At 66.5% G+C, this 22,458-nt stretch carries 27 protein-coding genes; 5 read left to right on the top strand and 22 right to left on the bottom strand.

Features of this window, described 5'->3' with window-relative positions; genetic code table 11:
• Nucleotides 1–13 precede the first annotated feature (13 nt).
• From HBF25_RS07320 to pilL2, 16 genes are all read right to left on the bottom strand, one after another.
• The gene (locus tag HBF25_RS07320) at nucleotides 14–2,896 is read right to left on the bottom strand and encodes a conjugative transfer ATPase (RefSeq protein WP_166947221.1); all 2,883 of its coding nucleotides are present in this window, start codon (nucleotides 2,894–2,896) and stop codon (nucleotides 14–16) included.
• Nucleotides 2,896–3,345, bottom strand: a complete 450-nt coding sequence (locus HBF25_RS07315; RefSeq protein WP_003050109.1) for a TIGR03751 family conjugal transfer lipoprotein — start codon at nucleotides 3,343–3,345, stop codon at nucleotides 2,896–2,898. The genes HBF25_RS07320 and HBF25_RS07315 overlap by 1 nt, the downstream gene beginning before the upstream one ends.
• Nucleotides 3,326–4,744, bottom strand: a complete 1,419-nt coding sequence (locus HBF25_RS07310; RefSeq protein ID WP_044396503.1) for a TIGR03752 family integrating conjugative element protein — start codon at nucleotides 4,742–4,744, stop codon at nucleotides 3,326–3,328. Before HBF25_RS07310 ends, HBF25_RS07315 begins: the two co-directional genes overlap by 20 nt.
• A complete protein-coding gene (locus HBF25_RS07305; RefSeq protein ID WP_166947220.1) occupies nucleotides 4,734–5,645 on the bottom strand; it encodes a TIGR03749 family integrating conjugative element protein in 912 nt (303 codons plus the stop codon). Before HBF25_RS07305 ends, HBF25_RS07310 begins: the two co-directional genes overlap by 11 nt.
• Nucleotides 5,642–6,334, bottom strand: a complete 693-nt coding sequence (locus HBF25_RS07300; protein WP_003116810.1) for a PFL_4703 family integrating conjugative element protein — start codon at nucleotides 6,332–6,334, stop codon at nucleotides 5,642–5,644. Before HBF25_RS07300 ends, HBF25_RS07305 begins: the two co-directional genes overlap by 4 nt.
• Nucleotides 6,331–6,729, bottom strand: coding sequence for a TIGR03750 family conjugal transfer protein (locus tag HBF25_RS07295; RefSeq protein WP_003050133.1), 399 nt, complete (start codon nucleotides 6,727–6,729; stop codon nucleotides 6,331–6,333). Before HBF25_RS07295 ends, HBF25_RS07300 begins: the two co-directional genes overlap by 4 nt.
• Nucleotides 6,730–6,740: 11 nt before the next feature.
• Nucleotides 6,741–7,100, bottom strand: coding sequence for a TIGR03745 family integrating conjugative element membrane protein (locus HBF25_RS07290; RefSeq protein ID WP_003090173.1), 360 nt, complete (start codon nucleotides 7,098–7,100; stop codon nucleotides 6,741–6,743).
• Between the two features lie 16 nt (nucleotides 7,101–7,116).
• Nucleotides 7,117–7,350, bottom strand: coding sequence for a TIGR03758 family integrating conjugative element protein (locus HBF25_RS07285; RefSeq protein WP_003050225.1), 234 nt, complete (start codon nucleotides 7,348–7,350; stop codon nucleotides 7,117–7,119).
• The gene (locus HBF25_RS07280; RefSeq protein ID WP_013391806.1) at nucleotides 7,347–7,730 is read right to left on the bottom strand and encodes an integrative conjugative element protein, RAQPRD family; all 384 of its coding nucleotides are present in this window, start codon (nucleotides 7,728–7,730) and stop codon (nucleotides 7,347–7,349) included. The genes HBF25_RS07285 and HBF25_RS07280 overlap by 4 nt, the downstream gene beginning before the upstream one ends.
• A gap of 98 nt (nucleotides 7,731–7,828) precedes the next feature.
• Complete coding sequence (locus tag HBF25_RS07275) at nucleotides 7,829–8,578, bottom strand: TIGR03747 family integrating conjugative element membrane protein (protein WP_166947219.1); 750 nt, start codon at nucleotides 8,576–8,578, stop codon at nucleotides 7,829–7,831.
• Nucleotides 8,575–10,764, bottom strand: coding sequence for a type IV conjugative transfer system coupling protein TraD (gene traD, locus HBF25_RS07270; protein WP_013391804.1), 2,190 nt, complete (start codon nucleotides 10,762–10,764; stop codon nucleotides 8,575–8,577). The genes HBF25_RS07275 and traD overlap by 4 nt, the downstream gene beginning before the upstream one ends.
• A gap of 4 nt (nucleotides 10,765–10,768) precedes the next feature.
• Complete coding sequence (locus HBF25_RS07265) at nucleotides 10,769–11,308, bottom strand: integrating conjugative element protein (protein ID WP_013391803.1); 540 nt, start codon at nucleotides 11,306–11,308, stop codon at nucleotides 10,769–10,771.
• Nucleotides 11,305–11,895 (bottom strand): transglycosylase SLT domain-containing protein, encoded by a 591-nt coding sequence (locus HBF25_RS07260; protein ID WP_013391802.1) that lies wholly within the window; start codon nucleotides 11,893–11,895, stop codon nucleotides 11,305–11,307. The genes HBF25_RS07265 and HBF25_RS07260 overlap by 4 nt, the downstream gene beginning before the upstream one ends.
• Nucleotides 11,877–12,602, bottom strand: coding sequence for a TIGR03759 family integrating conjugative element protein (locus tag HBF25_RS07255; protein WP_013391801.1), 726 nt, complete (start codon nucleotides 12,600–12,602; stop codon nucleotides 11,877–11,879). Before HBF25_RS07255 ends, HBF25_RS07260 begins: the two co-directional genes overlap by 19 nt.
• A 14-nt stretch (nucleotides 12,603–12,616) precedes the next feature.
• Entirely contained in the window at nucleotides 12,617–13,261 is a 645-nt protein-coding gene (locus HBF25_RS07250; protein ID WP_013391800.1) for a hypothetical protein, read from the bottom strand.
• Nucleotides 13,258–13,824, bottom strand: a complete 567-nt coding sequence (gene pilL2 / locus HBF25_RS07245; RefSeq protein WP_013391799.1) for a PFGI-1 class ICE element type IV pilus protein PilL2 — start codon at nucleotides 13,822–13,824, stop codon at nucleotides 13,258–13,260. Before pilL2 ends, HBF25_RS07250 begins: the two co-directional genes overlap by 4 nt.
• A gap of 168 nt (nucleotides 13,825–13,992) precedes the next feature.
• On the opposite strand from pilL2, the gene HBF25_RS07240 reads away from it, so the two are divergent.
• From HBF25_RS07240 to arsH, 5 genes are read left to right on the top strand one after another with little or no spacing between them, the layout of a single operon-like run.
• Nucleotides 13,993–14,313: an ArsR/SmtB family transcription factor gene (locus HBF25_RS07240; protein ID WP_016445103.1), complete on the top strand. Its 321-nt coding sequence runs from the start codon at nucleotides 13,993–13,995 to the stop codon at nucleotides 14,311–14,313.
• Nucleotides 14,314–14,315: 2 nt separating this feature from the next.
• A complete protein-coding gene (locus HBF25_RS07235; protein ID WP_013391797.1) occupies nucleotides 14,316–14,810 on the top strand; it encodes an arsenate reductase ArsC in 495 nt (164 codons plus the stop codon).
• A gap of 55 nt (nucleotides 14,811–14,865) precedes the next feature.
• Entirely contained in the window at nucleotides 14,866–15,897 is a 1,032-nt protein-coding gene (arsB, locus tag HBF25_RS07230; RefSeq protein ID WP_425483440.1) for an ACR3 family arsenite efflux transporter, read from the top strand.
• A 16-nt stretch (nucleotides 15,898–15,913) separates the two neighbouring features.
• The gene (gene arsC / locus HBF25_RS07225; protein WP_013391795.1) at nucleotides 15,914–16,336 is read left to right on the top strand and encodes an arsenate reductase (glutaredoxin); all 423 of its coding nucleotides are present in this window, start codon (nucleotides 15,914–15,916) and stop codon (nucleotides 16,334–16,336) included.
• A complete protein-coding gene (gene arsH / locus HBF25_RS07220) occupies nucleotides 16,329–17,051 on the top strand; it encodes an arsenical resistance protein ArsH (protein ID WP_013391794.1) in 723 nt (240 codons plus the stop codon). The genes arsC and arsH overlap by 8 nt, the downstream gene beginning before the upstream one ends.
• A 59-nt stretch (nucleotides 17,052–17,110) precedes the next feature.
• Here arsH and HBF25_RS07215 read toward each other — a convergent pair whose 3' ends face one another.
• The 6 genes from HBF25_RS07215 to HBF25_RS07190 form a co-directional block, all read right to left on the bottom strand.
• Nucleotides 17,111–19,390 (bottom strand): helicase-related protein, encoded by a 2,280-nt coding sequence (locus tag HBF25_RS07215; protein ID WP_013391793.1) that lies wholly within the window; start codon nucleotides 19,388–19,390, stop codon nucleotides 17,111–17,113.
• Nucleotides 19,391–19,526: 136 nt separating this feature from the next.
• Entirely contained in the window at nucleotides 19,527–19,832 is a 306-nt protein-coding gene (locus tag HBF25_RS07210; protein ID WP_003116817.1) for a hypothetical protein, read from the bottom strand.
• Between the two features lie 89 nt (nucleotides 19,833–19,921).
• Complete coding sequence (locus HBF25_RS07205) at nucleotides 19,922–20,242, bottom strand: hypothetical protein (RefSeq protein ID WP_003116818.1); 321 nt, start codon at nucleotides 20,240–20,242, stop codon at nucleotides 19,922–19,924.
• Nucleotides 20,243–20,292: 50 nt separating this feature from the next.
• A complete protein-coding gene (locus HBF25_RS07200; RefSeq protein WP_223224654.1) occupies nucleotides 20,293–21,426 on the bottom strand; it encodes a DUF6094 domain-containing protein in 1,134 nt (377 codons plus the stop codon).
• 40 nt (nucleotides 21,427–21,466) lie between these two features.
• Complete coding sequence (locus tag HBF25_RS07195) at nucleotides 21,467–22,114, bottom strand: hypothetical protein (RefSeq protein WP_003116820.1); 648 nt, start codon at nucleotides 22,112–22,114, stop codon at nucleotides 21,467–21,469.
• Between the two features lie 76 nt (nucleotides 22,115–22,190).
• Nucleotides 22,191–22,451, bottom strand: coding sequence for a hypothetical protein (locus HBF25_RS07190; RefSeq protein ID WP_003090124.1), 261 nt, complete (start codon nucleotides 22,449–22,451; stop codon nucleotides 22,191–22,193).
• Nucleotides 22,452–22,458 lie beyond the last annotated feature (7 nt).

Below are 22,458 nucleotides of genomic sequence, written 5' to 3'. Positions count from 1 at the left end.
GGCGTTCTCCGGCTTACGACAGTTCCAAGGCGGGCGACTCGATGCCGCGTGCCTGGTCGATCTTCTCGGCCACCTTGAAGGCGGCTTCCAGCTCGGTGCAGCCGTATTGCTGCATGAGCTGGTAGCGCTCGGCCTTCTCCTCGGGTTCGGTCTGCGCAAGCGCGAGGTAAAGGCTCGGCGGCACCGCGCGGAACAACACTTCCATCGACTTCGACAGGATCACGCCCTCGGTGAATTTCCCCCCCTCCTTGCGCGCAGAAAGCATCAGCGCTTTCTGCGCTGGTGAGAGTTCACGGAAGCGTGCAATCTTCTCGACCTCATCGGGCGGCATCGACAGGCAGATCCACCACTCAATCATGTTGAGCATGGGCTCTGCGGCACGCGGCAGGTCGTCGATGTTCTGGGTCGCCAGCCAGAACCAGGCGCCCAATTTGCGCCACATCTTGGTAATTTTCACGACGTAGGGCGCGAGCAACGGGTTCTTCGTGATGATGTGGCCTTCGTCGGTCACATTGATGATCGGACGACCCAGGTACTGGTCGCGCTCGGCGATGTTGTTCACCGTGCTGATCAGGCTGATGTAGGCGATGGAGAGCTGCGCGTTGTAGCCCTCGCGGGCATAGGTCGCCAGATCCACCAGCGTGATGTCGGCCTCGGGCCACGGCGTGCCATCGCGGTCGAACATCTCGCCATCGGTGCCTTGGCAGAACATGTCCATCGCGTCCGCCATCTCCAGCAGCCGCATGCGCCGCATCTCGGGAAGCGTCGAGTCCTGACCGCGGGCGCGCAGCGCGTTGCGCACGTCGCGAGTGAGCACCGTGCGCTTCTCAGCCACGCAGTGTTCGGCGGCGTCGAGGATGCACTGGCGGATCAGCGAACGGTCGGCCCGCGTCATCCGGGCTTCCTCCTTGTCCTCGCCGCCGGTGATCATCAGCCGTGCCGTGATCTCCAACTCGCCCAACACGTCACGCTGTTCGTCTGCCTCCATGACCGAGGCATCCGGTGGCAGGTCTTCGTCCAACGCATCGGCATCGAGCGTCTGCACGTCGCTGGGTGTTTCGATCAGCCGGCGCGCGTCGGCGAACGGCGCTAGGCTGATGCCCGATCCGGGGGCCAGCTTGACCCGATTCACGGTCAGGCCCAGGCGCCTGGCGAAGTCGCTGAACAAGCCGAAGCTATTGCCGGCTTCCACGATGAAGAGGCGCGGCCGATAAATGGCCGTGACCTGGTTCAGCAGATTGTTGAGCGTGGCCGATTTGCCGGAACCCGTCGGGCCGAACAGGAACAGGTGGGCGTTCATCTGCCGGTCCAGGCGATTGAGCGGATCGAAGGTGATCGGCCCGCCGCCGCGGTTGAACATCGTGATGCCTGGATGCCCCGTACCCTGGGCACGGCCCCACACCGGCGACAGGTTTGCCGCGTGCTGGGCGAACATCAGTTGCGTGTACCACCGGCGCCGATCCTTGCCGGGGTTGTAGCAGCACGGCAGCCAGCGCAGGTAGCTGTTGAGCGGCGCCACCTCATCATCCTCTCGCACCGGCTGCAAACCAGCGTTGAGCATCACGTTCGCCAGGTCCAGGCCGCGCCGATCCAGTTCCGCCTCGTCGCGCCCGCGCAGGTAGAACGCCAGCGTGCCCCGGTAGAGCTTGTGCGCGCTGCCGATCAGCGAGCGGGCTTCATGCACGTCCTTGAGCGTCTGCTCCGACGCCAGCGTCTCGCCCACGGCCTTCTTCGCCAGGTGGTTCAGATCCGATTCCAGGACATCCTGGGGCGTGGCAACCATCGTGAGACAAAGCAAGGTGTCTTCCGGCATCTGGTCGAACAGCGTGTTGATCGCATCGCCCTTGCGGGTCTCGCCGGTTAGATGTCCCGTGCCGGGCGGCATGCGCAGCCGGTCGGTGATCAGCACACGGTGCGGCATGCCGTCGAAGTACCAGGTGCCGTGCTCCACGTCGGAGCGTGGCTGGCCGAAGAACAGCCGCTGGCTGAAATCCCGCCCGCTCGCCAGTTCGATCTCGCCGGCCTCAGTCTCGTCCGGGTAGCGCGCCAGTGCGTAGAAGCGCTCCCGGTCCTCTGTACTGGGCCCGAGCATCGCGGGGCGCGGATTGAGCCACCGCAGCAGCCAGTCGTGGACGTCGGCTGCGACCATGCGCCGTGCCTGGATGCCGGCGTTCGCCAGCCCGCCACACAGGCGGTCGCAGACGATGTTCAGCATCTGCTCGGGCGTCTGGCCGCGGCGGCTTGCCTGCCCGGTGGCACGTCGATAGACCACCATGCGCACGCGCCGCGTCTGCCCGCGCCAGCGCAGCCGCGTGACCACCGTGTCCTCGAACAGGCCGCCGGGCTTGGCCACCGCACGCAGATGGTGGCCGAAGAAGCGCAGGTAGAACTCGGTGAACGCTGTCCCGCGGGCACGTGGCTGCACGTAGTCACGCAGGGTCTGCATGTACTGGTCGAAACTCGGCTCGTCCTGGGCATAGAGCTGGAGCACCCAGGGGTTCTCGTCCAGCTCATCGAAGCTGTCCTGCAGCGCGTTCTCCAAGGCGTCGCGGGCGTGGGCAAGCCAGCCCGGTTCCCGGCCCTCGGTCCCCAGCGGCACCAGCTCGAAGAAGGCCGCCACCGATTGGCCGTCCTCCAGCAACATGGACCTTGACTCGGGCAAGAACTCGACCCAGGGCAGCAGTTCCACGAAGGACGGTGCGACCTCGTACAGCGCCTGCTCGTCGGCCTCCGTCGCCGGTTTGCGGCCCCGGACTGCCGAGCCGGGTTCGGGGATGCCGGCTTGGCGCAAGGCCTCAATGTGGCGCTGCCAGCCGTCCGGCTGCTCGTCATCACCAGCGCCGGATGCGGCCAGCTTCAGCGCGGCCGGCTTAGGCCAGGGAAGTTTCCAGCGCATCAGTAGTCCTCCACGCGCTCACCCGGCATCGCGTACTGAATGCGCTGGTACAGCGGGAAGACGGTCGTGTAGCCGGGCACCGGCACGGGATCGGTGCCGGCCAGGTGCGGGTACACGTACATCACGAGATCGGGATTGGGCAGGCGCTGGAACTGGCGATGGACCTCGTTGCGCGCGGTGCGCGTGTAGCGCATCTGCTCGGCAGGTGCGGCCTGCATATCGGCGTCGGTCAGCGGCCGACGCAGGCTCTGGCGCGCATCGAGCAGTTGGCCGCCGGCGTTCCGTCCGGCTGCGCCACCGCCGTCCCCGGCCTCCTGCTGCCAGATGTCCATCATCGTGCGGTCACCGTGGGTCAGCAGCTTTTCCTTGCTGGTGGCGCAGCCGGCGAGCGCCGCGACGGCGAGGACCAGCGCCAGGCCACGGGCCAAGCTATTCAAGTTCGAGAGCATGGCTTTCTCCTGTGCGGTGATCGACCTTGCGGCCTTCGGGATCGAAGTCGATGGCGAGCGGCTTTTCGAGGTGGACGGCGACCTTCGCGCCGGGCTGGACATAGACGGCGGCGAACGCTTGGCCGTAGAGCTTGTTGACCCAGGCCGACATGTCCCGCACGCCGCCCGCCAGAATCTGGCCGACCGCCTCCTGGCCGCTGATGCCCACGGTGCCGATGGAGCCGTCCGAGCCGACATACGACATGCGGCCGCTGTCGCTCTCGATGAGCGAGGCCACGCCGGCACCGGCCGCCGTGATCAGGGCCTGCGAGCCCAAGTACTGCTGGGCGTTGCTGCGCCGCTCGCCGCTGACGCAGGGGATGCCGTGCGGGTCGCTGATCCATCCCAAGCCGTCGCGTTGCTGGTTATTCTGCTGGTTGCCCTCGCGGTCTTCGGGGATCGTGCGGATCGTGCCGTCGTTGAACACGAACGTGATGCTGCGCACCTGGCCGCGCACGCACGAAAGCGTCCAGTCGCCCGAGGCGGTGCCGCTGAACACGGCGCCGGCCACATCGGGAATGTCGATGCCATTCGCCGTCAGGTTGTCCGGCCCGACCAGGACTTTGAACGGATAGGGATCGTTCACCGTGCCGTCGATCGGCACACGGCCGATCAGCGCCGTCATCGCGACCGAGCCCATGAGCGTGGAGTTGGTCGGCACGGTATAGACGGGCTTCGCGGTCTTGACGCCCGCGACTTGCGCGCCCGCGTTCGCCACGGTTTCCGCGGTGGTTTCGAGCGTGCTCTGCGCCGGGCCGAAGCTCGTGGGGAAGCTCATTCCGCCGCTCGCGCCACGACCGCCGTTGCGCCCCTCGGCGGGCTTTGCGTCGTCCGGCTCGACCCACCGCACGCCGCCCTCCATGCCGGCCTCGTCGCCGCCCTGCAGCCCCAGGCCCACGGGCAGGTCCGCATGGCCGCCGCCGCGCCCGCCGATGCTGTCCAGGCGCCGCTGCAGGTCGGCGAGCAGCCCTTCGGTCTGCTGGCGCGCGCTGGCCGCCTGCTCCTGGTCGCGGCGCAGGTTGGACCGCTCGGATTCGAGCGCCGAGTTGATGCGCTGGTCGATGGAGTTCTCGCGCTGGCGCAGCCGCTGGTTCTCTTCACGCTGCGACTTGTTGTCCGAGAGCGCGGTCTGAAGCTCGGTGCGCAACTGCTTCACTTGGGCAACGAGCGTCGCCACGGTGTCGCGCGGGGTGTCGCCTTCGATGCCCAGCGCCTTCATTTCCTCGGGCGTGAGCTGGGCGCCGTTGTCCGCCGCGGGTGGCGCCGTGCTGCCGCCACCCGAGAACAGCCGGATACCGACGAACAGCACCAGGATGGCGACAGGGATCATCAGCCACTTGAGCAGGCCGTTACTGCGCATGGCGGGCCTCCTCGACGTTCTCGTCGCCGTCCGGCTGCGGCAGATGCACGGCCGGGTCGAAGCGGTGAATCGCCGGCAGCAGCGACTGCGCGAGACCGCGGCCGCGCGTGACCAGGTACAGGACGGTCGTGTCCTCGGGCGTGCCGCGCGGGCCCAGCGCCTCGTGCTGGAAGGTGGCGGTGAGGAAATCGCCTTGCAGCACGCGCGGGTCGAGCGTGATCCAGCCGCCGCTGCCGTTGGTTAGGCGCACGGCAGTGACCCACTGGTCCTCCAGGCGCCACGACGCGAGTGCGACCGCGCGCACGGGCAGCGTTGGCATCAGTGTGTCCAGGTCGAGGTCGCGGGGCAGGTTGACCCGCATGACGCCCGGAAGCGGCTCGACGGTGCGCAGCGGTGCGTAGAGGTTCTGCGCGGCGAAGCGCGTCAGCACGACAGGGACCGGAGTTTCGCGCCGCGCGGTCCGCGCACCTGCTTGGCCCTGGGCGCGTGCCGGGGCCTCGGCACTGTCGGCCTGCTCGCCATAGCGTCCCGGTGCGCTGTCACCCTCGACGATGCGCACCGGCTCCAGCTCGGCTTCCCCGTCCTTGGGTGGTTCGGCTGCGATGTCCAGCAGGATCAGCGCGCCCGTGTCGGCGTCCTGCAGTTGCAACCGCGTGGGCTCGATCGGCTCGCTGGCGCGCAGGTACACCGCGCCCCCCGCACTCTGCACGCGCAGGCGTTCGCCCACGCCCGCGGGCACGCCCACGCGCACGTTGCGGTCGATGAACACGATGCGTTCCTGACCGACCTTCAGCGGCACTGCCAGTGGCATGCGTTCCCAGCGCAGGATTTCCACTGCATGGGCGACGGGTGCCGCGGCCACGGCCAGTAGCCCCAGCAGCGCGAGTACAGGGTGCTTCATGGGGTGTTTCCTCCTTGAGGCGCTTGCGGAGACAGGCCACTCGGCGCCGGGCGCGTCGGCTCCGGTGCACTGATGCGCTGGGGCGCGCCGTCGTAGCAGTCCAGCGCCAGGCCGAACGGGTTACGGGCGGGATCGACGTCCACCCGCGTGACCTTGATCGGATAGCGCACCAGGGCGCGCTTGACCTGCTCGGCGCCGTAGTACTCGTCCGCCGTGATGTCCAGCGTCACCACCCAGTCGCGATCGGACACGGTGCGCACGCGCGCCGTGGGGTCGTCGCCATAGCCGCGGCCGGGAATCTCGTAGATGCCGCGCACGCGCTGACGCAGCTCGCCCGTGGAGCGGCGGTAGTCATAGTCCGCCCGCAGGAAGGCCTGGCAGGACGGGGTGAGGTACGGCGAGAGCGTGTGGAGGTTGCGCGAGTAGTCTTCCTCGCCATTGGTTGGCCAGCGGTTCAGCGTCTGGAACACGTAGAACGTGAACGCATAGACCGATTCGGGCGGCACTTCCCACCACTTGCGGGTACTGCCAGAGCGCAGGTCGGGCGGGACGTGGATGGTCAGGTCGCGCGGCGCGCTCCACCAGCCGCCGCCCATGACCAGGGCGACGACGACCAGCGCGCCCGCGGCCAGCCGCAAGGTCTTGATGTGCGCCTGCAGGTGGGTGATCTCGTTTTTGAAGCGGCTCATCGCATGCTCCTGCGGGTGGACCAGAAGCCCGAGCGCGAGATCAGCACATGGCCACCCACCCAGCCGGCCATCAGCGGATGGCGCGTGGCGATGCGCCATTGCAGTTGCCGATACAGCCAGGTGTCGGGACGCCCACGCTTGAGGCGGCGCAGGATGCCGCCGCCGATGAAGACGCCGAGCGCCACGCCCAGGACGACGAAGGTCGGCGCCAGCGCGATCGTGCGGAACACCCAGGACAGCGGCGCGCCGACCAGCAGGCCGGCGGCACCGGACAGGCCGCAGCAAATCCAGAGTTCGTCAGCGGTGAGGCCGCGCACCACAACGGGATGGCGGTTGAGCCGGTGCGGAAGGAAGGTGACCGTTCCGTCCGCACGGACGTGCTGCTGCTCGGACATACCGGCCTCGCTTACAGGATGCCGGTGGCTTCGGTGAGCAGCCAGATGCCGATCACAAGCAGCACGGCGCCGATAGCGACCGTGAGGCCGAACTGGCCCCACGTCTTGCGGCCGGTGTGGATCTCCGCGTAGGTCCCGTAGGCGTGGTAGCAGACGCCGATGAACATCGACGCCACCACCAGCAGGGCCACGAGCATGATGATGTCGTAGCCGTAGTTGCGGATCGTCTCCATGATGCCGTTGCCGGTGCCGCGCGTGGGGTTCTCCAATTGCGGCAGACCTTGCGCGAACGACAGCGCCGGCAGCGCGGCGGCGCCCAGGGCCACGGCGGCGCGCTGGGCAAAACGGGAAGTGAGGTTGCGGTTGTGCATGGTCGGGCCTTTCAGGTCAGGACAGAAGGAAGAAACTCAGGACGAGGTACATCGCGACGAAGCGGATGCAGACGCCGAGGAACTGGCGCTGGTTGAGGCGGCTCTCGGACCACCCCACGTAGGCCGTTCGGATGGCCCAGACGCCCCACACGAGCAGGACCGCGAACACGACGCCGACCAGAACGGTCGCCATCGCGGAAGGCGCGATACCGCTGTTGGCTTGAAATGCCGAGACCTGGGCGCCGTTCATTGCTTGCCCTCCGCAGTCGTCGCCGGCAGCGGCTCGGTCGCCCGTTCGGTGCGGTATTCGCCGGCCAGTTCGGAGGGGGCGCGCGGTTGAGCGCGCGATGGCGTCAGGTGAAATTGGATGCCGGCGCGCACGCGCGCCAAGTCAGCCTGGAGCCGCGGGTAATCGAAGTGGTAGCGCTCGCCCGGTGTGATGGGGGTATGCGCGGCGCTGTCCGCGACGGTGCGTTCCAGCGCGTCGAGCTGGCGCAGCGCGGCGACCAACTCCTGGCGCTGCGCCGGGGACTCGGCCAAGGCCATCGGGGACCGGCCCAGCACGAGGGCCGTCACGAGAAAAGTGGGCACGCCGCGATGCGCGGCGCGCAGCCAGATCGAAGCCAACATCGCGCCATTCCTGTGTGATCAGCAATGGGTTGATCGTGGAGATCAGGGCTGTTTCAGGCCGCAAACAATAGGAACCCGGAAGCGACCGGATTGATGGCCTAGAGGTACTTTTTGAAGCTGCCCGCGGTCAGGCTCACGGCCAGTCCCAGCAAGGCTGCGCTGGGCAGCAGGATCAGCAGCGGATGCACCGAGATCGGCAGCGCGAGGTAGGTGATCCAGGGCAGCACGGCCAGCGGCATCAGGCTCGCTTTCGCGCGGTGGTAGATGAAGCCGGATTCCCGGCCCGCGCCGAACCGCCGCACGTCCCGCCGCACCAGGCCGTCGATCAGGCCGACGAATGCCGCAGTGAGGATCAGCGGCAGCGTGAGCACCAGGACCAGCAGGCGCACGAGGAACGTGAGCGTCGTGAAGGCCGCGGCGATCAGGTAGCTCTCGGCCCAGACATAGGCCTGGCTGATGTAATAGCGGAAGTTGCGCGTCGGCTCGCGGCTGGGCGCACGGGCGCGCTCGGCGGTCTGGCTCATGCGCTCCAGCAACCCCGAGCGCACGAACACCCACCCGTACCCGGTATCCACCAGCTCGTGCGCCGTGCGCCCGGGCTCCTGCACCACCACGCTGCGCGTGAAGTGGTTCGACAGGTGCCCGAGTTCGTACTGCAGCATCTGCTGGGAGTGGCGCCAGCCCTGGTCCTTCCAGAACAGGTGCATGCCGACGCACTCCACCACGATCGAGAACAGCAGCGAACCGATCAGCACCCCGAGCAGCCTGAACGGCAAGGTGATGGTGCCGACGATCAGCCCCTGGCGCTGGTTCTGCTCCCCCTGCGCGGTCGAGGCGGCATCCTTCATGGTGCGGCCTCGCCGGTGCTGTCGTCGGCGCCGGTGGCCACCGCGTCAGGCTCGGCCGGAGCGGCGTCATCCAGCAGGTCGTCGGGCAAGGCAGCCTCCTGCAAGGCTGGGGAACTGGTGAACTCCCACCATTGCGTGGCCTCGCTGTAGCTCTGACGCATGTACCCAGCCAGTTGCTGCAAGTCCGCCGGCATCACTTCATCGGGGTCAGGCGCTGGCAGTGGCATCCGGACCTTCCAGAGCTGACCACCCTGCAGCAGCGCGAAGCATTGGCCTTTGGGCAGGCCGACGACGTGGGATGGCTCGATCATCGGCACGCTCGACATGCTGATGCGGTCTTGCGTGTTGCTGGTGAAGTCCGTCGTCCCGCGGATGTCCGAGGCATCGGTCGCGCCGGAGACGATGGTGGTGGTATAGACCTCCACCTTGGGCAATTGACGGGTCAACAATTCCGCGGTGGCGGTTTCCCGAACCCGCAGCATGAACAGGTTGTTGAAGTTGCCGATCACCTGGCCGGCCTTCGCGCGGTTGCCGATGCGGGCCTCGATGTCCGAGAGCGTCTGCGTATACGCGGTCACCTGCAGCCCGGCACCGCCGCCCTTGTTGATAAGGGGGATGAACTCGTCGCCCATCAGTTCGTTGAACTCGTCGGCATGGACGTTGATGGGAATGCGCGTGCCAGCCGAGGCACCCGGCAGGCCGTCGTCGATCCCGTGCTTGTAGATGTGCCCGGCTACCGACACCAGGTCGGAGAACATGGAGTTGCCGACCGCCGCGGCGACTTCAGCATCCGACAGCGCATCCAGGCCGACATAGACCACGGCGCGCTTCCTGATGACTTGCATCCAGTCGAAGATCGGGCGCGCGTCAGACAGGTCGGAGTAATTCGGCGCCAGGAGTTGGGCGATCTTGCCGCTGGTGAGCTTTTCCAGCAGCGGCAGCAGCGATGCAACGATCTTGTCGAAGTAGGTCTTGTCGTAGCGCACCGCCGAGCGCAGGCCATCGAGCACAGGGTCGTAGTTGCGCGCCTGGGAGAGGTATTGCTCCAGCGCCACCACACGCTTCTCGCGCCCGATCATGTTCCTTGGGATGTTCTTCTCGTTGAGCTTGGCCTCGATCTGGACGATCACCTCCCAGGTCTTGGGCTCGGTCTTGGCGAAGTAGTGTTGGGCGTACTCCATGAACAGCGCGTCGATGTTGATTACGTGCCGCTGGATCAGCATGTAGTCCGGGCGCTGCCCCAGTTCCACCAATGCGCGCGCAATGATGTTGACGAAGCGCCATGCGAACTCGCGGAACGCTGCACTGTTGCCCTCGCCGGAGAGTTGCCCGGCAATGCGCGTGGCGACTTCACTGATGCGTCCGAAGCGCCCCACCGCGTTGTAGCGTGCAGAGAACTCGGGCCAGCCGAGGTGAAAGACGTAGAACTCGCCCTCGCGACCCGCTCGCTTGGCTTCGACGTACATGCGTTTCAAGAGATCCGCGTCGCCCTTGGGGTCGATGACGATCACGACCTCATGCTCACCGTCTGCATTCGTGCGACGGATGTCCTGGGTGACGAACAACTCGGCCAGCCGCGTCTTCCCCACGCGCGTGGTGCCCAGCACCAGCGAATGGCCGACGCGCTCACCCAGTGGCAGGCTGACGTCGACCTCGTCGGGTTCGATGCCGTGCAATCGCGGCAGGCCGCCTACCGGTGGCAGTGGCCGCACGGGGTTGAATGACACATCCCAGCCCGTGAGCCGTACGAGGCGAGACAGTGGAAACGGTGCGAACTCCAGCCGCTCCTCCAGGCGTCGCGCCAGCCGGTATGCCGGTGTTGGCTCGACGTAGCGGCGAAATTCCGGCCGGTACGTCTGCATCAGCCTGTGGGTGTGCTTCTGTTCCCACAGGAAACCGCGCCCCACGAACAGGCGCTGCTGGCTGACCGGCACGTCCCTGCTCGTCATCACGTAGCGCGGCAGGCGCCGGATGTTGCGGCGGTAGCGCAGGATCACCCGCGCATCGCGGTAGCGGATCGCGCCATAGGCGCCGAACGCCAGTGCGGCACCGACGCCCATGGCTGGGCTCAGCGCGAGCGACCACGGGGCCACCAGGGACAGAAACGCGGCGCCCGCACATGCCGCGACGGTGTATAGCTCCACCGCTGGGCGCAACAGGACTTCGACGGGCTGTTTCCCCGACATGGCCTCATTGCTCGATGCCGGTCGCCGTGATCAGCGCCGGGTAGTGCCGCAGGCCCAGGCGTTCGGCCAGATCATCGCCGGCCACGGGGGCCATCGGCACGCCAGGCGCCAGTGCGCGCAACCGCGCCAAAGCCTGCGCGGTCTCGACATTGACCACCAGGCCGACCGCGCCGCGGTCGTGCAGCGACGCCGCGTGACGGCGCAGCCAGGCTTGCGAGGTCTCATCGTCGCCGATGACCACGAAAGGCCGCAGGCCCGGTGCCTCGATCACGCGCCGCGCGACGAAGCCGGGCATCAGCTTCGCGCTGCGTACCGGCAGCATCGCTGCCTCGTCAGCGGGGGTGGCGGGAATCTGCGGCGTCGGAATGGGAGGCCGCAACGCGCTGTTGGCGCGTGGCTGCAGGTTAAGCGCTTCGTAGTACGGCAGCGCCGACGCGCCGCCGCGGTCCTCGACCACGATCAGCGGTTCGGCGGCATGCGCGACCAACGGCAGCGCCGCCAGCAGCGCGAGCAGGCCCCGCAGGGTCCAGAGCGGTTTCGTCATGGGGTCGACTCCTGACGCACGGCTCGCGCCGTGGCGATTGAGTGCGTGCCCTGCACGCGGGCGAGGTGTCGGGATACGCTGCGTCGATAGCGGGCGGCAGGCTCACCGCCCGCGGGCCGGTGGTAGCGGCCCATGGCCAGCAGCCAGTCTTCACCGGGGGTGTACTGCTCCTTGAGGATCTCGGCGGCGCTGGCGAGATTGCGGTACGGGTCCAACAAGTCGCAGGCATGGGTGTAGCGGTGCGGGTGGTAGCCCAGGTTGATCTGGCCCAGGCCCGCGTCGATGCGCGTGGGTGGCGTAGATCGCATCGCCTGCTGCAAACCGGCGCAGGCATCGGCACGGGTGGCGAAGCGCCGCGACTGGCCGGCGACATTCAGGGTCCACGGCCATGGGACGATGCGTCCATTGCGTCGCATGCCGCTCTCCTGCAAGGCCACGGCGTAGAGCACCGTCGAGGGAATGCCCGCGCGCTGTGCGGCAAGCTGGTAGGCCGGTGGCGGAACCTCCTGGGCATGGGCGGCGCAGGCGAACAGGCCCGCAGTGAGCGCCAGTGCGCGCAGCAGCGCCGTTACGGCTGGCGTTGCCATTGGCCGTTCACTTCGCGCACAACCGCAGGCAAATCGCCGGGCAGGCTCAGCGACAGCCAGCGGCCGCCGTCGTGGTTGAGCGTGATGCCGCCGCTGCGCACCCGGGCCGGGTCGATCTGGGCGCGCTTGGCCCAGTCGCGGATGCGCGCATCGTCCTGGCGGCTGCCGACCATGTAAAGGTCGAACTCGGCACCCGAGGATTGCAGGCGTTGGACGAGTTGCCCGCAAGCCGCGCAGCCGTCCTTGATGAACACTGCCGTGCGACCGCTGCCCCGCGCAGCGGCGGCGCCTGGCCTCTCGTCAGACAGGTTCACCCGCTGCATGCCGGGGTTCAGGCGCTGCCAGGCCTCGTCGTAGGCGCGCTGGTACGCGAGCAGCTTCTCCACGCGGCGCGCTTCGACTTGCACCTGCAGCTCTGCGTAGCGCCGCCGTTCTTCGTCGGTGCGCGCCTCGATGCCCAGGGCGGACAGCGGGTCCAGATTTGGCGAGTAGATGCCCAGCGGCCCATCCATCAAGTCGCGATAGCGCGCCCATTCCTGCGGTTGCAGGCCCCATTCGCCTGCCACCCGGTCGTCCAGGATGCGGGCGGCCAGCGGGCGCTCCTGGCTCTGCGCATTGCGGGCGGGGGTCGTGGCGGGCTGCTGCGCCCAGGCGGGCAACTGCATGGAGCCCAGCAGGAACGCGTACAGGATGATCGACGGCTTCATGTGGTGGGCTCCGGTCAAGGAATCGCCACGCGACGGGTCTGGTCGCCGGCCTGGAACACCGCGGCATTGCCCTCGATCGCCTGCAGGCGCCACGGACCCAGCGCATCACCCGGCAGCAGCACCTGGAGCTGATCGGGCGTGAAATCTCCGGCACTCGGGGCGACGGACACGCTGCGCTGACCCGCGCGCAGCTCAGCGCCGACGACACGAAATGGCAGCGGCGGCGGTTCGGACTTGGCGGTGGCCGGTTGGCTCGGGGTGCGCCGCTGGGTAGGCGCCGCTGCACGCGCAGTCGCTTGGCGCACCTTGATCTGCTCGACTTCGGTACGCAGCGCCTGAACGTCCTCGGCGGTGGCATAGCCACCCAGCGCCTGTTCGGCTTGAACGATGCGCGCCTCCATTGCCTGCCGAGCGTCTTGCAGGCCTGCGGCGGTGGCGGCTGCGGGCTGCTGCTGCAAGGCCCGCGTGGTCTCGGCCAGCCCGGTCACCTGGGCTTCGAGGCGCTGCAACCGGACATCGAGCTGCTGCTGGTCGGCCTGATCGGTCATCGTCTGGTGGCCCAGGATCGCGAAGACACTGAGACCCAGCAGCCAAAGCCAGAGCAGGCTTTGCAACACCACGGCGGCGGTCGGGCGCCGGAGCGGCTGTGCCGCGTTCATGGCTGGCCTCCCGCAAAGGGGAACGTCTGCACGGCCTCGGCAGCAGGCGGCTCGGACACCGGCTCGGCACCGGTGTCGCGACCAGGCCGCTCGAAGCAGACCTGCCGCGTCCGGTCATCGGCGTGCAGTTCCCAAGCCGGACCGGCCAGGGTGAGCAGTGCATCGCGCAAGGTCATGGGGCCGAGATGCAAGTGCGCCGCCGGCAGCGGCAGCGCGTACAGCTCGATCACCGCATGCGGGGTCTCGCAAAGCTGGTAGCCGCTGCGTTTGAGCACATGCCGCAGCCCGTCGCCGACCGTGGCGCGGACCTCCTCGGGCATGGACACGTCGATGGTCTGCACCAGCAGATCGCGCTGCGCCGCCATCGGCGCCAGCTCCACCAGGGTGTAGCGGCCATAGCGCACGACGGGAATGAACTCGGGCGGTGCAGCCTCGGGCGCGGGTGGGACGTCCTCGACGGTGCTGGCGGCCAGCGGCGGTGGCGTGGTCGCGCAGCCGCTGGCCAAGGCTGCGGCCAGGAGGCTGGTACCGACCAGACACCGGGATACATGGATTGCAGGCATGGCATCGGCTCTTCTGTTGCGATGCCGATACCTTGGCTGCGCGCGGCTGCGCGGTCAGTCAGAAATGCGAACTGGGGGGTGCCCGCTTTTGCAGTCCAACACATAGCGCAACCCGCAAATCCAACTGTGGTTTGCACATTAATTCTATAAATGTTGTATTATCGAATCATGAAAGAGGATCAAGCCATTTCCGCCTTAAACGCCCTGGCTCACACCCAGCGCCTGCGCGTGTTCCGCGCCTTGGTCGTTGCTGGCCCGGGCGGACTGACGCCGAGCACGCTAGCTGACCAGCTCGACGTGGCCCGCAACACCTTGTCCTTCCACTTGAAGGAACTGGCCCATGCTGGCCTCGTCAGCATCGAGCAGCAGGGCCGCAACCTGATTTATCGCGCCGAGTACGGCCGCATGGACGGTCTGATCGGTTACCTGACCGAGCATTGCTGCCAAGGTGGCGTATGCGAGGTTTCTCCATCCAAGACCTGCTGCTGACCATGACCGATACCACTTACAACGCCTTGTTCATCTGTACGGGCAATTCGGCCCGCTCCATCCTCGCCGAAGGCATCCTCAACGACATGGGCCAAGGGCGGTTTCACGCCTGGTCGGCAGGTAGCCATCCGAAAGGCGAAGTTCACCCGCTGGCACTCGCCACGCTGGAGCGGCTGCACCTTCCGACAACGGGCTACCGCAGCAAGAGCTGGGACGAGTTCGTGAAGCCCGATGCGCCGGTGTTCGATTTCATCTTCACCGTCTGCGACAACGCAGCCGGCGAGGCGTGTCCGCTGTGGCCGGGCAAGCCGGTGTCGGCGCATTGGGGCGTGCCTGACCCGGCAGCCGTGGAAGGCACCCTGGAACGACAAAGCAAGGCGTTCTTCGATACCGCCATGACGCTGCGCCGACGTATCGAGTTGTTCCTGTCGCTTCCGATCAAGAGTCTCGATGCCATGTCGTTGCAGCGTGAACTGCGCGACATCGGCCGCCAGTGAGGCCCGCCCGATGAGCGCAACCGATACTGCCGGCCCCGCGCCAGCAAACTCCGCCATGAGCGGCTTTGAGCGTTACCTGACGCTATGGGTGGCGGTGTGCATCATCGCGGGGATCGCTCTGGGCCAGTTCGCGCCCGCCGCATTCCAGGCCATCGGCCGCATGGAGATTGCCAAGGTCAACCTGCCGGTCGGCCTGCTGATCTGGGTAATGATCATCCCCATGCTGCTGAAGGTGGACTTCGCCGCGCTTGGCCAGGTGCGCCAGCATTGGCGGGGCATGGGGGTCACGCTGTTCATCAATTGGGCCGTCAAGCCGTTCTCAATGGCGTTGCTGGCGTGGATCTTCATCCGCCACGTCTTTGCCGACTGGCTGCCCGCCGATCAGCTCGACAGCTATATCGCCGGCCTGATCCTGCTGGCTGCTGCACCGTGTACCGCAATGGTTTTCGTTTGGAGTCGGCTGACTGGCGGTGATCCGGTATTTACGCTGTCGCAAGTGGCCTTGAACGACACCATCATGGTGTTCGCCTTCGCACCCATCGTCGGCCTGCTGCTGGGCCTGTCGTCGATCACGGTGCCGTGGGACACCTTGCTGGTGTCGGTGGGTTTGTACATCGTCATTCCGGTCATCCTGGCCCAGCTCTGGCGCCGGGCGCTGCTGCGCAAGGGGCAGGCCGTGTTCGACAGGGCACTGGAACGCATCGGCCCATTGTCCATCGCCGCGCTGTTGCTGACGCTGGTGCTGCTGTTCGCCTTCCAGGGCGAGGCCATCATCCGGCAGCCGCTGGTGATCGCCATGCTGGCGGTGCCGATCCTGATCCAGGTGTTCTTCAATTCCGGTCTGGCGTACTGGCTCAACCGCCAGGTGGGCGAAAAGCACTGCGTCGCTGGGCCATCCGCGTTGATTGGTGCCAGCAACTTCTTCGAGCTGGCCGTGGCCGCCGCCATCAGCCTGTTCGGCTTCCATTCCGGCGCAGCACTCGCAACAGTGGTCGGCGTGCTCATCGAGGTGCCGGTCATGCTGCTGGTGGTGCGCGTGGTCAATCGCTCACGCGGCTGGTACGAACGCCGCGCGACCACTTCGTAACCTCCAAGAGGCATCCATGAGCACCATCACGATCTACCACAACCCAGCCTGCGGCACCTCGCGCAACGTGCTGGGCCTGATCCGCAACAGCGGCGAGGAACCGACCATCATCGAGTACCTGAAAACGCCGCCCGACCGCGACACGCTCCAGGCGCTGATCGCGGCGATGGGCGTGCCGGTGCGAGACGTGCTGCGCGAGAAAGGCACGCCCTATGCCGACCTCGACCTGGGCAACCCGAAGTGGAGCGACGACGACCTGATCGGCTTCATGCTCCAGCATCCCATCCTCATCAACCGGCCTATCGTGGTCACGCCGCTAGGCACGCGCCTGTGCCGGCCTTCGGAAGCCGTGCTCGACCTGCTGCCGCAGCCGCAGCGCGGCGCGTTCAACAAGGAAGACGGCGAGCCGGTGGTCGATCAGGACGGCCGCCGTGTCTGAATCTCGTCTCGACCTGCCGAACATCGACACGGCGCTGTTCCAGCAACCGGACACCGAACATCTGTTCGCGCCGGCACGGGCCACGCACGCGCCGCGCTTCCTGCTGCTCTATGGTTCGCTGCGCGAACGCTCGTTCAGCCGCCTCGCAGCCGAAGAAGCCGCACGCATCTTGCGGGCGCTGGGCGGCGAGACCCGATTGTTCAATCCGTCCGGGCTGCCTCTGGTGGACGATGCGCCGGCCGATCACCCGAAGGTCAAGGAACTGCACGAACTGGTGCAATGGGCCGAGGGCATGGTGTGGAGTTCGCCGGAGCGCCACGGCGCGATGACCGGCCTGATGAAGACCCAAATCGACTGGATTCCGCTGTCGGTCGGCGCGGTGCGCCCGACCCAGGGCAAGACGCTGGCGGTGATGCAGGTATCGGGCGGCTCGCAGTCGTTCAACGCCGTCAACCAGATGCGCGTGCTGGGCCGCTGGATGCGGATGCTGACCATCCCGAACCAGTCCTCGGTCGCCAAGGCGTACCAGGAGTTCGACGAGGCCGGACGCATGAAGCCCTCGGCCTACTACGACCGCGTGGTGGACGTGATGGAAGAACTGATGAAGTTCACGCTGCTCACGCGCGACGTGGCGCCGTATCTGGTGGATCGTTACAGCGAGCGCAAGGAAAGCGCTGAATCACTGTCCAGGCGTGTACGGCAAGGTGCAATTTGACGCTGCGAGGCGCTGAAAAAAGAGCCGACGACCTCTCGGTCGTCGGCATTGCGTGAAGTTCAGGCGGCGACCAGTTGCCGGGCCAGTGCGACCTCGACGGAATCACCATCCTGGTTCAGGACATCCAGCCCCGATTCGGGCACGTCGCCCGAGGTGGACTGCGAGACCATGATCTTCTTGGCCATCAGTTCCAGGCAGGTCATCTGCGAAGAACCGGCGTAGCCGAGGTAGATCACGCGCACCGGCAACTTCTGCCCGATGCGCCAGGAGCGGCGTGCCGCCTGCTGGAGCGAGTACACGTTGTAGCCCGACTGCATGAACACGATCGTCGGAAACTCCAGCAAGTCCAATCCCGTCTTGACCAGCTCGGGATTGGTGATGAGCACGTCGATGCCACGATCCAGTTGCTCAGCGATCCAGTCTTCGCGGCGGCTGGCATCCACGCTTGCGCGCAGCACCGCCACCTTGAAGCCTTCTTGCTCCAGCAGCACCTTCAGGCGCGACGTGGTGTCCCGCGTGCCGGTATAGACCGTGTAGGCCAGAACCTTGCGGCCCTGCGCCTTCTCCGCTTTGCAGATGTCGATCAGCTCACGCTCCTTGGGGCTGATCTCGAACTCGTTGAACTGAGCCGGGACAAACGCCAAGGTGTTGCGCGTGCGCGGATGCACCACGGTCTCCGACCGGAAGCAGCAATCCGGCCAGGCCAGCAGCACGTTGAGGACCACACCCAGCAAGGTCGTATCGCGTCGCGCCAGAGCCTGTTTCAGCTCCGCGGTCAGCCGACCCGCCAGATCGCGGTAGGCCGCGGCTTGCGCCGTGTCCATCGCGACTTCACGGAACTCCTCGTCATACGGCGGCAGGACGTTGCCACCGATGTCCTTGAGCTTGAGAAAGATCGTGAACGGCAGGATGCAGCGCAGCACGCCCTTGGGGCCAAACCCCGGGGCCTTGACCGTGCGCACCGATACCTTGGTGCCCTTGGCCGTCTTGTGCGCCGTGCCGGTGCTCTCGGAGTAGATGTCCTTCAACACCCCGTGATCGCGCATGAACGCCATCGCAGCCGAGGTCATGCTGCCGCTCGTGGTCGGGCGGTAGCCGTCTTCGATCATCCGCCCCGGAAGGGCTCGGAACAGCAGGTGGAACAGGTCGTCCCCGTAGCCGCCCATCAACGTGCCGGTCAGCAGCAAGGTCTTGCGAGCCTTCGCCGCCAGCACGCCCATGGCCTGGCCCTGGGCACTGCCCCCGTTCTTGTACTCATGTGCCTCATCGGCGATGAGCAGGTCGAACGTGCCTTGCGGCAGGTAGCGTTTGATGAACTCGGACGGCTGATAGCCGCCCTCGCCAAAGCCGAACTCCATGTTGGCCATCGCACGTTCCATGCGCGTGGCCTGACGGTCGGAAAACACCAGCTCGCCGTTGCCATCCATGAGGTTGATGAACTCATGGATGTTGTCGCCGAGCATCGACGCCAGGAACCCGTCACCGAACTTTTGCATCAGCTTCTGCGCGGTGACCTCTCCGATGGTCGGTATGCGCTTTAAGGCTTTGAGCACGGCCGAGGACTGGTCGCTGCCGGACAGACTGCGCGGGCGGATCAGTGTCCACAGGGGCGCGGCGCAGTGGCCGCACTTCCTGCGGCACTCCTCGGCTTGGAGCGCGATCGGGTTGACCGGCTCGCCGTCGAGGTCGGTGATGACCGTGCCGCAGTCCGGGCAGGCCGCCACGTCGCCGTGGCGGGTGCGCCGCGTGGTGAAGACAGGCTTCCAGTGAAAGCCCATCCGCATCCTGACGCGCCCCAGGACGAAGAACTCCTGGCCCGTGGGCTGCACGCCCAACTGCTCGCGCAGCTTGATGAGCTTGACGAGCGTATCCGGCCCGTTGAGTACCCACACCTTGGCACCGGCCACCGTCTCCTGGATCTCGCGCCGCCACTTGTAAACCAGGTGGGGCGGCGACAGCACCAGAGTGCGGCGATAGCCTTCGGCGTTGAGCACGGCGGCCGTGGCAATGCCGACGGTCGTCTTGCCGCAGCCCATCTCGCCATTGACGATCGCAGCACGTTCGCCACGGTCGATCAGCAGCTCGGCGGCGGCGTGGACGACTTCGGCCTGGGCTGGGAACAGCTTGCGCTTGAGGCTGGCGACCACCAGTTGCCGGTGCGCCTGCGGTTGGCCGGTATAGACCGGCGGATTAGCGCTGTTGAGGGCGTCGAGTAGTTCGTCGCCGAACTCGCCGACAAAATCCTGAAGGCTCAGGGTCAGAGGGGAAGATTCCGCGTCGAGCAGTTCGCCCTGTACGGGCGCGGATTCAGCGGCAGTGGTTTCGAGATCGAGGGACATGGTGATGCTCCAAAGAAAAATGGGGCATGCACCACCCCCAGCGGGGCAATGGCATGCCCCGTGGTGGGAAGAGAATCGACGCGTGGCTGAGGGTGGTTGAAGGTGCTGGCCTGGGCGGCCCGCAGGTGAACCGTGCTCAGTCTTCGGACGGAAGCACGATGACGGTTGCGCAGCGCTGCGAATCGGTGACGATGCGAATGGCGAGCCCCGGATGGATCACGTAGTGCGATTCCAGCGACGCGCCCGATTGAAGCGCGCTGCTGTTCGTCTGCCATTGCTGGATGTTGACGTCGCCCCAGTCGCCACGGGTGTGGCGCCTGAAGTACGGGATCGGGTCCAGGCGACCCGCGCGGACCAGGCGGTCTACACCTCTGCTGAAGATGAGCGCCCCGATGGGGAACGCCAGCCGCTGGCAGTAGGTTTCGATGCGATGCGATGCCATGGGCTCCTCCTTGATGAGTCATTGAGCCACGACACCCCTGCCGGAGTGAAGTGGCTCCGTCAGGTGGATGAGGATGACGATGTGGGGCCTCAGATCAGGTCCCGCTCTTCGGGAAGCTGGACCACCGTGGTCTGGTGGTCCTCGCTGGTCTTGACGATCAGCGCCAGGTCCGGCGTGATCCTGAACTGCGAGATCATTAGGTTGTCCTGTTGGATCGCCACGTCGTTGGCTTGGCGTGTGGCCTCATCGATCTCGCCCCAGTCCCCGCGCACATGGCGCTGGACATAGGCCAAGGGGTCGATCAGGCCTCGCCGGGCCAGCCAATGCACCTTCTCGCTCAACTTCAACGTACTCGGTGCGAACAACGGTTGCTTGTGCGGCGCAGGCCGCTTGAACGGATTGGGGATCATGGTGTTTCTCCTTCGAGTTGGTACAGCAGGACGGCAGCGCGTCCGGTGGATCAGCGAATGGTCAACACCTCGCCCCGTGTCGCGGAGCCAGGTGTCATGTCCCACGCGCGGATGACGGGAACGAACTTGTCGGTGAGGATGCGGGTCTCGGCGATGGAGCCGTCTTCGCGTTCGGTGAACTCCCGCTGGAGCGTCTTGTCCTTGTGGGTGTCACCTTTGACGACGAGCACGCGCCCGGTCTTGGAGCGCACAACCCCCGAGATCGCACCCGCGGCCAGAGCCAGGGCGAGATGCCAGCGGGACAAGGCCCGCGCCGGTGGACGCAGCGATTGCTGCGCAGCCCCCAGGTGCGTGTCCTGCGATGGCCACAAGCCTTGCAGCCTGCCAACCTCATCGGCGAACTGCTCGGGCTCCATCGTCACGCGGAAGAAATGCTCTGGCTCGGCCGGGCTGGCGGGGACGATGTACGGCAGGAACGGCCACTCGCTCGGCAGTTCCTCGGCTTCGACTTCGCCTTGCCCTACCTGCAACAGCAGATTGCGCACGGCCTTGACGCCATCGGGCACCTGCTCGCGCTGGCGCACCCGGCGTCCGAAGATCACCACCTGCTTGAACTGCGTCTCCACCGCTCGGTAGATGCGCAGGTCCGTGTAGTGGCGCGTCAGCCAGCCGACCAACTCCGCGTCGAGCACGTAGCCGGGGACGATGAAAACCAGCACGCCGCCGTATTGCAGCAGCGAGAGCGTGCGCTGGTAGAACAGCTTTTCAAGGCGGGCACGGCCCTGGCCCTGATAGCCGATGTTGCCGTTGACGTCCTTGGACAGGTCCCCATACGGCGGGTTGAGCCAGAGCAGCCCGAAGGACTGCTTGGAGACCATCGTGTCCATCAGGTCCGCGTGCAGGCAGTGATCGACCAGGCCGCGGGCATGGCGCGCCCGCTCCGCGTCGAACTCGACGGCGAACGCCTTTGCCTGCTCGCGCCCGAGGGCATGGGCGGCTTCGGCGATCGCCACGCCTTCGCCGGCGCAGGGATCGAGGATGCACATCGGCCCGTCGCTGGGCATCAGTGCGTTGAGCGCTCTTTCGAGCGTGGGTTCGTCGGTCGGGAAATATCCGTTCTTGACGAAATTGCGGGCGAGCCGCGGGAACATGAGGGCCATGGAAGTCTCCTGGTTGGCGGGGATGAAACACGGAAGTACGCCAAGGCGTGCCTCCGAGGGTGGGTCAAGCCGCTACCGCTTCCGGCGTCCAAATCTTGGCCGGATACGGATAGGCGGTGAGCGCGTCGCTGCGGATCAGGGAGCCGAGCGCCAGGGTCAGCGCCGGCACGTCGATGGCGAGCCGATGGCCTTCCAGCGGCCCGAGGGCGAACGGAAGGCGGGCCAGCATCTCGCGGGTTTGCAGCAGTTCCAGCACGGTCTCGCGCCAGTGATCGAGCAGCGGCAACGGGCAGGTGTCCCGCACCAGCATCCACAGGCGGTCAAGCCTGTGGGCGCTGTCGCGTGGCAGCAGTGCCAATGCGCTGGCGTTGGCCTTGTCGGGCTTGACGCAGCGCCGGTCGAACAGCCACACGTTGGACAGCGAGCCGAACAGCGTCCGCCGGTACGCGCGCGTGATGCGCTTTTCCAGGCGATCGACGTTGCCGATGAATACCGGGACGCTGCCGCCCTGGTCGGTGATGACGTGGAACTGGTCCAGTCCCTGCTCGTCGCGCCCGAGGGTCAGGCGAGCGAGGAACTGCTGGACGGCGGTGTCCCGCGCCCAGATGGACAGGAAGATCAGGTTGCCCTGGTCATCGCCGACGCAGGCGTCGGCCATCACGTCCGGGCATTCGTCGATGCGGTACAGCGTGGAAGAAGTGTTTGCGGGCATGGTGGTGTCCTCGGATGAACGGGAACAGCACCGCCCGCTGGGGCAAGTACTGCCCCAGGGGGTGGAAGAAAACCGCTCAGTCCGGCTCGAACTGCCGGGTGTGCGGGTTGAAGTGAAGCGGCTCGTCCGCCGAAGTGATCGGCGTGAAGCCTTCCAGGTAGATGTTGTTGAGGTACTGGTCGCGGTAGGTCAGTGCCTGCCGTGCCTGGTCCTCGGTGAGGCCGTTGTCGATGAAGTACGCCAGCATTTCCTCGTCGGAGGACACTTCGTCGTTGGACAAACTCCCTTCAACGAGTGCCAGCAACGAGGGCGGAAGCGTTGCCAGGATCGGGTCCATGTCGGTT

The organism is Luteibacter anthropi, assembly GCF_011759365.1.
Taxonomy (GTDB): domain Bacteria; phylum Pseudomonadota; class Gammaproteobacteria; order Xanthomonadales; family Rhodanobacteraceae; genus Luteibacter; species Luteibacter anthropi.
Note: the sequence above shows the minus strand (reverse complement) of the source record. Positions and strands in the feature narration are given on the sequence as shown.